Here is a 10837-nt window from a genome sequence, read left to right on the forward strand (position 1 = left end):
CCCCCCCCCCCCCCCCCCCCCCCCCCCCCCCCCCCCCCCCCCCCCCCCCCCCCCCCCCCCCCCCCCCCCCCCCCCCCCCCCCCCCCCCCCCCCCCCCACTCCGAAAGCCACACCATGAGCACCCCGCCCATACTCGGCGCCGTCGCGCGTCACACCACCTACCTGCCCCAGTTCTGGGACAAGACCGCAGACTGCCGCCCGGTCTGGCGCATCGACTACGGCCACCCCGGCTTCACCCGGCGCACCCCACCCGAGCCCACCTCCGACCACCAGCCCACCACCCTCGTCCGCTCCTGGGGACAGCCAGCTCCTGACGGCTCCGGCGAGACCTGGCCCTACCTCCACCGAGGGGCCTGCCTCGGCTGCTCCTGGGAAGGCCCCGACCGCCGCCGTACGGACGAAGCTGTCGAAGACGCCCACGACCACACCCACCCCGGCTGGCGCGACCTGCACGAGATGCCCGAACGCCGAGGCCGCCACTGGCTCACCCACGTCCAACGCCTCTACCCGGAGGGCTGGTTCGAGAAGGGCGGGCCCGTACGCACCATCCGCACGGGAATCGAGAAGCAGCACAAGCCCGGCGCAGCGCCCGGCGGCGGCTACGACCTGGCCGTCCGGCCGCCCAAGGCGACCGTCCCTGTGACTGCGATTGCCGACGTGCTGCCGTTCTCCGAGTTCGGGCGTACGGAGGCGGCGTGAACGGAGAGATCCGCGCTACGCTGGAAAACAGCGGCTGACCTGCAAGAAGTCGCTCTGCTCTACCCCCGGGCACAGGGGGCGGGAGTCCGCTGCGCCGGTAGGACACTCCGCTGCGCCAGAGTTCAAATCCCCTCCCACGCGATGACCGCGACCTGCGCGGATGACTGAGCGCGCTCTGTCTGCGGTGCGTGAGGACGGGCATGAGTGGGCCCGTAGTGGACTCGCAGTGGACGGAAGGACCCGGAAGGATCAGGAAGCCGGCGGAGGTAGTCGGAGGGCATCGGTGTTCTGACCTGCGATTATGGGAAGATCAAGGCAAGATCTGGAACCGATCGGAAGATCCGAAAAGGACTCATAATCCGTCGGCCGTGGGTTCGAGTCCCACCCGCCCCACCATCCGCAGGTCAGAGAAACGTTCTGTCCTGCGAAACCGCACCCGCAGGAGCTGTGCGCGCATGTGGCGCTGGCCTCTCGTCGGTGTGGCGGAACGAGCGGCCACTGCTGGTAGCTCCGGGGCGTCACATTCTTGACCCGGCGTCTCGGGCAGCAGCGTGCAGTTGTAGCCGCATCCATGATCCCGCGGCTCTCCCCAGGCGCCCGCGCCTCGTGATACGTCCTCCGTAGCGTTCAGACCCGCGACCGGCGGGTGGGCGGGGAGGATCGAGTTCCATCGCCGGTCACGTCCTTCACTCCGGCGAGGTCGAGGGGTGGGGGGGCTCCGTCCGCCCGGCCTGCATCGGTACTTGACTCAGATGTCCCGAGGCCGTCGTTGGCGCCCGCTGCTGACACCTGTGTCGACCGTATTCTGGGAGGCGACTGGAAGGAGCCGCTGATGAGCGTCGAGGCGATCATGCACACCGAGTTCCCCGAGGGATACACGGTCTTCTTCGGTGCCGACGGGAAGGTGATCATGACACCGCAGAGCCTGGAGCACTCCAGCACGATTCGTTCGCTGCAGATCGACACGCTCGCACTGGGACGTCACGCGAAGGTGACCTCCGACGTGCACATCGACTTCCCGGCCGACCAGAATTCTGCCCCCGACCTCGCGATCCTGCGGGAAGACGCGGAGAAGCGGGGCAAGCGCTACAGCTTCGAGGACGTCTTGCTGATCGCGGAGGTGGTGTCCGTCTCCTCCGCCCGCAAGGACTACGACGACTGCACCGCCAAGTACGGCCGCTAGGGCATCCCCGCCTACCTGGTGGTGGATCCGTACGCCGCGGAGGCCGTCGTCCACACCCAGCCAACCGGAACCGGCTACTTCGCGGCGCACACACACAAGTACGGCGCCGGCAAACTTCCCATCGACCTGGCCGACGGTCGCATCTTCACCCTCGATCTGGATGAGCTGCCCCGACCCGAAGCGGAGACCGGCGCGTTTTGACGCCGGCTGCTGGGTGCCGGGAACACCGGCATACTGGCGGTGGTCATAGGGTGCGGGGTGTGAGTGACGTTCCCAGGCCCCGACCGGCTGTCGATGATCTTGCCGAGCTCGTCCCCGAGATTGTCCCCCTTGACGGAGCCGACGCGGAACTGGTGGCGATCGGGGAGCGGTATTGGGCGCTCGCCGGTTTCGCGCCCGAGCTCGGCACTCCGGTCTGGTGCGAAAAGGCCAAGGACATCGACACCGCCGGCTGGGGTCACCAGATCTATGCCGTTGCCGCGGCCGGTGTCCGAGCCGTGGTGGCCGGAAGAGTATGCCCGCAGTGCGGAGGCCCGCTGAGCCTGACTTCCCGAGCCGCCTTTCAGCAGGTCTGCGACGGGCACGACCCCGCTTGCGCCGACTGCAACGAGTCGCTGACCTCTGCCGTGCGCGTCATCATCGAGCCGGCGCGGAAGGCCAAGCGTGAAGCCGCCAGGGCCAAGGCCGAGGAGCGGAACGCCGTCGAGTCCGTCCACGCACGCTGGACGCGGCTCCAGCGGGACGCCATCGCTGAAGAGTATGCCGCCGTCTTCCCCTCGAACGGGGGAGTACCGGCCTCGGGAGTACGGGAGATGGTCGGTGCGCTGGCCCTACTGCGTTACGCCCCGTCGACTTCTCCCATCACCGCGGTGGGCTCTTGGCCGGACCCGCTCCATCCGGACAGCGGAAAGATCGGCCCGCTCCTCGGCACGTTGATCCGGGCCGACCTCCTCAGAATCCATGCCTCCAGCCCCGCGACCGCGTTCGTCTGGCAACCGGCGACCTTCGAAGAAGCCCTGCGCGAGGCCGAGGGCGATCTGGACGCCATCGACACGCCTCAACTGGCAGGCAGCTTTTACCCGCTGGCCGCCCACTACTACGCACCTCACGGCTCAAGCGCGGGCAAGGCCGTCGAGGAGCTTGACGCTCATCTCGCCGCCGCTCTGTCGCCCGCCGGGATGAATGAAGGCCGTCAAGAGGATTTGCTGGTCGTCGCCCGGGAGCTCATCGCAGAGGAGGCTCTCCGCTACTTCACCAACCGACTCGACGACCTCAACCTGCCCGCTGTACCCGAGAACCACGCTGCCCGGCTCTCCGAAGCCGCTTACAAGGTGGCCGAGCACAGGCCGCTCGGTGAGATCTACAACCTCGTCTGGCGCGCTACCCGTGCGGCGGCGGAGGCCGCACAGAAGAACCCCCGGGCTCCACGCGCTCACATGACCACGCACGCCGTCAACCGGTTCGAGACCGACGCGCAGCGGGCAACCGCCGACCCCGGCTGGGAGCTCAAGCCCTTCACCGCGATCACGGGACAAGGGCCGGCAGCCATGACGCGGGCACTGTTCTACAACCTCCTCGACAGCGACCCGATGGAGACGGGTCTCCCACAGCTCAGGGACGCACTGCCGGAACCCCTGGTCGCTCCGAGAACCGCGGATCCCGTCCCAGCGGGCGAGGGCGACCAGCTGGCGGCCACGGTCGCCTGGCTGAACTCTCACCCCGACGCCTGGGACCCGTACCTCGTCGCCGCCGGCCTCGGCGTCCTCGCGGAGGAGCGGGAGGATTCTCCGGAGTGGCACTACGAGGGCAAGATCCTCGCGCGGGGAGCGGCGCAGCTTCTCCGGCTCCACGAGCGACTCGCCCCGGTCATCGGAGTGCAGGAAGCGGCTCTCGCCGTCTTCGCCGCCACCCCGATGCTCGTGCATCCGGTGACGATTGACGGTACGACTCTGAACAGTGGGACCTGGATCCTCGACAGGCTCTGCACGCTATTCCTCGCTCCACCGGCCGAGGAGACAGGCGATACGGAGGGGGACGTCTCGGATGACTGACCGTCGTTGGAGATGCATCACCGTTGCGACTGCGTGACGTAATAACCGGCGGTGAGGGGCTTCGTGCGTCCGGCTTGCGGCTGCTCCACCAGCCGCAAGCCTTCCACTCGGTGTCGGCCCCATTGCGACCGACCGGCCGCTTACGACACCGCTTCATCGCCAGGGTGGCCGCTTGGGCGCCGCCGTGACGCTACTTACCACGCGTGACCTGAGAGAGCAGAGCCACCACCGTTGCGGCACCGGATAGGGAAGCCCCGACTTCGGGTGCCAGAAGTGACAGGACTGCGATGAGGACACCGATTGTCAGGAGAGCTACGAGGCGTCGGTTGATCTGGTCCACCAGAACCTTCTCTCTGTGGGGCCAACGGGTTCGGGAACCACCGTGGGACCGACACAGGAGCGCCTGACAGATCCAGAACAAGGCGTGACGGAACCGGCCAGCGAAAGCCGGGACGGAACAATGACTGACGCGTGCTTACGGCCAAGCGTGGGGAGCCAGAAGTGAGTTGCTGGACACCTTTTGACAGCGCGTGACTGAGGGGGGAAGCGATGGCAGTTGCCCAACCGTGGAAGAAGCCGGACCTGGATGGGCATCCGTGCTTGAAGAAGCTGAACGATGAGCTCCACTCCTTGAGGTTCGAAGCCGGGTTTCCTTCGGCTCGAACGATAAGAAACCACATTGGACGGGACGCACAGGACTACTGGATCGTGAACCATCAGTCGGTCCTCAACGCCTTTCAACGGCCTGACCTCCCGGACCTTGGCCGACTTGAGCTCATCGTTGCTGCTCTGGCCGGAGTCGCCCGATGCGACGACGTCTCCAGCGAAGTCGATCGCTTCAAGAGCCTGTGGAAGCAGGCTGTTACGGAGACGGTGGCTCAGGCATCAGTGGGCCCACAGGCGGACGCTGAAGGCGGCGCCGAGTGCGAACTCGACCAGGACCCGCCGGACCAGGAGGCGACGGAACCCAGCGTTGAGGAAGAGCGAGGAGAATCCGGCGGGAAGGGCTCACGCGCGGACGCAAACCGAGCCGCGGAGTTCAACTACGCGCAGGAGTCTTTGAAGGGCCTGATCATCAACGCGGCGCAAGCGCTCTGGGATGACAAGGATGCACTGAGAGTCTTCCTGGGGGTCGTCCGCCGCAGTCCTGGCTTCTCCAAGCTGGCTGACGCCGCAGAGGAACAGCGGCCCGCCAACGCGACCTTCTACGGCACGAAGAGCAGAGAGTTCGAGGTTGAGTACTCTCCAGCGCGCCTTGAACTGATCACATTGCACCGGCGCCTCGACGAGCAACGCGTCAAGCGCAAGTGGTCCTTCACAGACCTGGAGAACCAGACGGGGATCCCGGCCAGCTCCTGGATTCGCTGGTATACCCACGACGAGTTGCCCAGCCGCGAGGCAATCGTCGCTTTCTCCCACGCGATCAACCCGATGCTGGAAGACCATGTGCTGCTCCTGGGCCTGTGGGAAGCAGCCCACGACGCGCTGGAAGTGGAGAGACGTTGCGAGGACTTGCCTCAACAGATCAGCTTTGACAAGGCATGGTCGTTGCGTGACCCGACGGCCTCCAAACTGTGGGCGCTCGTCGGCGTCGGGGGAGACGTTCTGGCCCCCTACGGGCCCGATCTGTCCCGTGGGACTGTTCCGGCCTTCACCGTGGCCGGCCCGGCTGGTTCGGGACGATCCACGACATTGGCCACCATCGCCTGTTCGCTCCTCGGAGCCGGTGCACGCGTCGTGTTGGTTGCACCGAAGCCGTCTCCATTGCGAGAGCTGGCCTCCCGAAACGGAGTCCTTGCCTGTTTCGACCAGGAGGACGTGCGGCATGACGAGCTCGCAGCTGTCTTGGCGGAAGCGTCCTGCGAGGAACCGGTCGTCGTCGTGATGGACGATGCGGATCGCCTGGAGGAGTGTGGCGCCAGACGTCTGTTGGAGGCGATGCTTCAACAGGGTTTCGCGGACGGGACTGCATTGGTTCTCGGCGGGGACGAGAAGGAACTCGGGAGCGGCTTCCGCTGGTCACGACGAGCCAGGAAGGCTCATCGTGGACTGCTTCTGTCTCCGCAGGCCAGATACGCGGGCGATCTGATCGGCGTCAAGGTCAGTGGCTCCATCGTGGGAAGGCCGATCACGCCAGGCAGAGGATGGCTCCACCTTGGCGACGGGAAACTGGTGCCTGTGACCGTGCCACAGTGCTGAGCAGTCAGAGTGCCCGAGGGGCCCGAGTCCCGGTGGCGCCGGGTGACTGATCGCGGCCAGTCAGCAAAAGCCCCCGCCCAGGTCCGGGCGCGGACGACATCTGTGCGGCCACTGGCCGCAAAATCCCTGTGTGTGTCCGGTTTCTCCTGGTCGCCTGCCGGCTGACTCCCGTTTCGCAGTGCTGGGTATTATCACCGCCGCTGTCGCGTGGGGCGCCAAGGTGCATACGCGAAGCCACGGGAAGGGCGGATTCGGCTCGACATGCCAGAAGGGATCTGAGTTGTCCACGCTTGCGGAGATCTCGGCTTTGCTGGGGGATCCCCAGTTCAACTGGTCGGACCCCACTCCATGGAATGAGCTCGAACAGGAAATCGGCATGGTTTTCCCGGATGACTTCCGGGAGATCGTGGATGCCTACGGTTCGATCTCGATCAACGGGCAGCTGTACCTGAGGCACCCGGCAAGACACCTTCTGCACAACCTCGGGGAAGAGATCAGAGGTGATCTCGAACTCTGGCGCGAGGAGGACATGGTCGAGTACCTGCCCAGTCCGGTGGGTGCCAAGCCCGGGGAGTTGATGCCGGTGGCAGCCGCCATGACGGGTGAGACGGTCTTTCTCCGCCTTCCTGATGCGGCGTCGTCTCCCTGGCGTGTGCTGGTGCAGGAATTCGACAGCTATTCCTGGGTTCTCCACGAGATGACGTTCAGTGAGTGGCTGCTGGCGTATCTCAGGGGCGAAGACGTGACCGTTTGCTCTCGGAACTTCACGTCCGGTGAGCCCTCATGGGAATTCCTCCCATGAAAGCTGCATGTCCTCTCCGGTGAGAGATGACGGACGCGGCCTCTGCCGGCCGGGAGAACGGATCTCCTGGTGCGAGTGGGGGCCGCGTCTGCGTGGCGGCCCGTCGGCGCTCTGCCTCCGCCGCGCGCCGCAGCGCCTTCAGCGAGGCGCCGGGCCCGCCGAACCGCTCAGCCTGCTACTACAAGCGTGACGCAGTCGATGGCCGCCTGGACTGTGATGATCTTCGCGACCTCCTCGTCGGTGAGCGCCATCTGGAACTCCGTTTCCAGGCCCACGACGACTTCGTTCACCGCAAGGTCATCTGCTCCGAAATCATTGACGAGGTGCTTGGAGGACGTGACCGCTTCTTCCTCGACGTCGAGCTGTACGGCGATGACCTTCTTCACTCGCTCTTCGATCGACCGCATGCTTGCCTCCTCGGCATCAGGGCCGGCCGTCAGCCAGCCAAAACGATCTTCCCCGAGACGGGGACAACGAGTGGTCGCACACGGCCAGGAACAGCCGAAAGAGTGATCGCGCCCGCTGTCGTCAGCGCGATCTCCCCGCGCAGTCACCCGGATCGAGAGGTGACGGCGCAGGACAGCAGCGCACCGCGCGAACGCGCCGGACCGCCCACGGCCCTTCATCCGATCGCGGCCGGAGGTCGGCCCACGGCGGGCCGAGCCCTCTGGCCTGGTCCCCGACGAGCTCGGGTCCGGCCCGGCCGGGCGAGAACCACCAGAGCCAGAGCGGTCTACGGTCCCACGGCCGCGAACCGGCGGCACGTACACGCGTGCGGCGCGCGTCCGGGCAGTGGGATCGTGGCGAGGGCCACGGCAGTGCGGTTCGAACCCCGAGGCGCCCGGTTCGCCGGGTCGGCCGGAGCGCAGGGCCTCACGAGGCCGTCGGCATGGGTGCGCCGACCGCGGCCCCCGGGTCACGGGGCACCAGGAAGGTCGAGGCGGGCAGGGCGCCGCTCGTCCGGCGCGGGCCCTCGGCGGTGCGTGGGTCCGTAGAGCGCAGCCCGGTCACCGGAACCGATGTTTCCGCACCGTCCCAGGTGTTGGAGAGGGAGCGGACGGACGGGCCGAGGTCGGTCTCGCGTCCGTTGCTCCATGCGGCGTTGCCGGTGAGAGTGCCTGCGGCGTCGGTGATCCGGAAGCCGGCGATGTGGTTGCGGTACGCGCTGTTGCGCTCCAGGGTGAGTGCGCCCGGGTTGCCCTCGTCGTTGAAGCCGTAACCTTCGTTGTCCCAGGCGGCGTTGTTCCTCGCGATGTGCGCCACCGCGGCGCGGCCGCGGCCGCCTCCGAAGGTGAATCCGTTGCTGTTCCGGTAGGACCAGTTGCCTTCGAGTGTGGTGGGGGTGGTGAACCCGCCCAGGTCTATGCCGTCGCCTCCGTTTTCCCAGGTGCGGCAGTGCCGGACCGTGTTGCCGGCCCCGGACCCGAAGACGATCGCCAGCCCCGAGCCGCCGCCGTCAGCGTTCCGGTTGTGGTGGAAATCGCTGTCCTCGATGGTGTTGTCCACTGTGCCGGCGCCGCGCAGGACCAGCCCGGCCTCGGCGTTGTGGTGCATCGTCACGCCACTGAAGACGTCATGCGCGCAGCCGCTGCACACCCAGGCATGGCTGCTGGACCCCCGTACCTCCACATGCCGCACCGTCCAGTGGTCGGCGCGCTGGCTGATCGCCCACTGCCCGTCGGGGACGGCGGAGGCGTCGATTACCGGCCGCTCGTTCCGGTACGCGGTCAGCACGATCGGCCGGCGGGCGGTCCCGTCGGTGTCGATGGTGACCGGCTCGGTCGGCCGGTAGGTGCCGCCGCGCAGGGCAATGGTCTGGCCCGCACGGACGAGGCCGACCGCCTTGCCCAGGGAGGCGTACGGGTGAGTGAGGCTGCCGTCGCCTTCCGCGTCGGAGCCATCGGGTGCGACATGCAGAATGGTCGCCACGGCGTCCTTGCCGGACCCGGGGGACGCGGACGCGGAAGCGGTCGGGGACGTGGCCGTCGGTGTGACGGGCCTGGTGGCTGCCACGGTAGGTACGGCGCGCGGGGCGTCGTCCGGTGCCGGCTCCGGCCGGACGAGAAGGGCGAGACCACCGAGCAGCATCGCCGAGCCGATCGCGGCGACGAGAGCCGTCCTGGGGCGAAGGCGTCGGGCCGCATCGGTGAAGCGGTCGAGGAGTACGCCGATTCCGGCTTTGGCTCCCGCCGCGGAGACGGAGTCCACCAGCGGTCCGATCCCGGCCAGCAGGACGGCCGGGACGGCTGGGAAGGCGATTCCGGGCAGCAGGTGTTCCGGCGGGATGAGCCCCTTGCCCAGGGCTCCGCACGCGGGGCAGTCGCGGACGTGCCGGCTCAGCCGTTTGCGCCACAGGGAACCCGGCTCGCCGTCCCAGCCCTGAGCAGCTCTGGTCAGTCCCTGGCAGCGTGAAGGGGAAGCGAGTGCGCGGACGAGAAGGCGGGACGTGCGCAGTTGCTCCTTCATGCGCTGGACGCGGACCGCGGTGTGGGCGCGGGAGAGTTTCAGCGCCGCGGCAAGTTCGCCGCGGCTCAGCGTGCCGGCGGTCTCCTCCCACCACAGGGCGAGCAGATGACGGTCGGCGGGTTCAAGCCAGCACGTGGCACGCAGCGCTTCGTGGCGCTGGTCGGACATGACCACTTCGGCGACGCTCCGTTCGGCGAAGTCCGCCGCGGGAGTGTCCCATTCCTGGACCTGCTGCCGGGGCGAAAGGTCATGCGGGCGGCCCCGTCGATGCTGCTGGACCTGCCGGTAGGCGATGGCCACGATCCACGATCGGAAGCGTTCCGGTTCACGGAGCCCGGGTAGCCCTCGCACGATCCGCAGCATGGCTTCCTGCACCACGTCATCAGTGTCGCTGCGGCTGTCGAGCGCCCGTCCGACGATCCGGTGGAGCAGCGGCAGGCACCTGGCGAGCAGTTCCTCGAGCGCGGCCCTGTCGCCCTCTTGTGCCGCCCGTACCAGGGCCGTGTCGTGCGGAGAGGTTCCGCCGGGCCCGGCATCGGCCACAGAGGTGCGGTCCGCAGGTTCGAGAGGGGGGCCAAGATCCATGCGGAGGGTGCCTCCTTCGCCCCGCGAGGTGCTGCGGCGGCGCGTTCCGGTCGGTGACCTCGTGGTATGCGAGCCACGCTCGAACACCTGTCTTTGCAGGTTGGCGATCCTGACACGAGGGTGCCTACCTGTAAAGACGGCTCTGGCACGGCTCCTGACAGGCCGGCAGATGTGTGACCGGCATCACATGGCTCGCGTTTCTTCATTTTTTGTTATCCGCATCGGTTCACCGCGTCTACCTCTCCGCTGCGGTGCTCCCTCGGCAGCACACACCCCCCCTGGCCGGGCTCAGGCGGTCCCTCGCCATCAGGCGCGTACGAGCCCGTCAGCAGCGAAGGAAAGGAAGAGCGACCCATGACTCTCGCCCCATCCCCGAGGTCTGCCGCTGAACAGGGCGCGCCCCTCAGAGCCCGGCACTCCCGCCGCCGCAACCGATTGGTTGTTCTGGCTTCCGCTGCGGCGGTGGTGGCCGGTGGGGTGGCCGTGTCGACGACCGGAGCGACTCCGGCCGAGGCCGCGACGCTGCCCGTGACCGGAAGCACCTATCAGCTGGTGGTGAAGAAGTCCGGCAAGTGCGTCGATGTGCCCGGTGCTGCCCGGACCGACGGCACCAAGCTCCAGCAGTGGGGCTGTACGGCCGACTCCCCCTGGCAGCAGTTCACCCTCGAGTCCGCGGGCAGCGGCATCTACACCCTCGTCGGCGTCGACAGCGGACTCTGTGTCGACGTCCCGGCCGGCTCGACGGCCGGCGGCGTCCAGGTCGTGCAGTGGACGTGCGGCGCGGGCAAGACCAACCAGCAATGGCGTCTGACGCCTTCGGGAACCGGCACCTACCAGATCGTCAACGTCAAG

The 10837-nt window shown here is 67.7% G+C and carries 9 protein-coding genes; 7 read left to right on the forward strand and 2 right to left on the reverse strand.

Features of this window, described 5'->3' with window-relative positions:
* Positions 1-114: 114 nt before the first annotated feature.
* The 6 genes from ACN6LM_RS36430 to ACN6LM_RS36455 all read left to right on the forward strand — a co-directional run bounded on the left by ACN6LM_RS36430 (position 115) and on the right by ACN6LM_RS36455 (position 6934).
* Positions 115-699 (forward strand): DUF6349 family protein, encoded by a 585-nt coding sequence (locus tag ACN6LM_RS36430; RefSeq protein ID WP_445069709.1) that lies wholly within the window; start codon positions 115-117, stop codon positions 697-699.
* 832 nt (positions 700-1531) lie between these two features.
* A complete protein-coding gene (locus tag ACN6LM_RS36435) occupies positions 1532-1882 on the forward strand; it encodes a Uma2 family endonuclease (protein ID WP_445069710.1) in 351 nt (116 codons plus the stop codon).
* 21 nt (positions 1883-1903) lie between these two features.
* Complete coding sequence (locus ACN6LM_RS36440; RefSeq protein ID WP_445069711.1) at positions 1904-2083, forward strand: hypothetical protein; 180 nt, start codon at positions 1904-1906, stop codon at positions 2081-2083.
* A gap of 59 nt (positions 2084-2142) precedes the next feature.
* Positions 2143-3933 carry a hypothetical protein gene (locus ACN6LM_RS36445; RefSeq protein ID WP_445069712.1) on the forward strand — a complete coding sequence of 597 codons (1791 nt, stop codon included), beginning with the start codon at positions 2143-2145 and terminating at the stop codon, positions 3931-3933.
* A 549-nt stretch (positions 3934-4482) separates the two neighbouring features.
* Positions 4483-6132 (forward strand): ATP-binding protein, encoded by a 1650-nt coding sequence (locus ACN6LM_RS36450; RefSeq protein ID WP_445069713.1) that lies wholly within the window; start codon positions 4483-4485, stop codon positions 6130-6132.
* A gap of 178 nt (positions 6133-6310) precedes the next feature.
* On the forward strand, positions 6311-6934 hold the full coding sequence (locus tag ACN6LM_RS36455; protein WP_445069714.1) for an SMI1/KNR4 family protein: 624 nt from the start codon (positions 6311-6313) through the stop codon (positions 6932-6934).
* A gap of 167 nt (positions 6935-7101) precedes the next feature.
* Here the strand turns inward: ACN6LM_RS36455 and ACN6LM_RS36460 are convergent, their stop codons facing one another.
* Both ACN6LM_RS36460 and ACN6LM_RS36465 read right to left on the reverse strand, forming a co-directional pair.
* The gene (locus ACN6LM_RS36460) at positions 7102-7341 is read right to left on the reverse strand and encodes an acyl carrier protein (RefSeq protein WP_445069715.1); all 240 of its coding nucleotides are present in this window, start codon (positions 7339-7341) and stop codon (positions 7102-7104) included.
* A 466-nt stretch (positions 7342-7807) separates the two neighbouring features.
* Positions 7808-9985 carry a sigma-70 family RNA polymerase sigma factor gene (locus tag ACN6LM_RS36465; RefSeq protein WP_445069716.1) on the reverse strand — a complete coding sequence of 726 codons (2178 nt, stop codon included), beginning with the start codon at positions 9983-9985 and terminating at the stop codon, positions 7808-7810.
* A 483-nt stretch (positions 9986-10468) separates the two neighbouring features.
* Here ACN6LM_RS36465 and ACN6LM_RS36470 point away from each other — a divergent pair.
* Positions 10469-10837 (forward strand): RICIN domain-containing protein (locus ACN6LM_RS36470; protein WP_445069717.1); only part of this gene is annotated, 369 nt, incomplete at its 3' end.

The sequence above is a fragment of the Streptomyces sp. SAS_281 genome, assembly GCF_052542855.1.

Excerpts from the sequence above, each read along its gene's own strand:
- ACN6LM_RS36430 (WP_445069709.1), top strand. The coding sequence starts at position 115 with ATGAGCACCCCGCCCATACTCGGCGCCGTCGCGCGTCACACCACCTAC.
- ACN6LM_RS36465 (WP_445069716.1), bottom strand. The coding sequence starts at position 9,985 with ATGGATCTTGGCCCCCCTCTCGAACCTGCGGACCGCACCTCTGTGGCC.
- ACN6LM_RS36450 (WP_445069713.1), top strand. The coding sequence starts at position 4,483 with ATGGCAGTTGCCCAACCGTGGAAGAAGCCGGACCTGGATGGGCATCCG.
- ACN6LM_RS36435 (WP_445069710.1), top strand. The coding sequence starts at position 1,532 with ATGAGCGTCGAGGCGATCATGCACACCGAGTTCCCCGAGGGATACACG.
- ACN6LM_RS36460 (WP_445069715.1), bottom strand. The coding sequence starts at position 7,341 with ATGCGGTCGATCGAAGAGCGAGTGAAGAAGGTCATCGCCGTACAGCTC.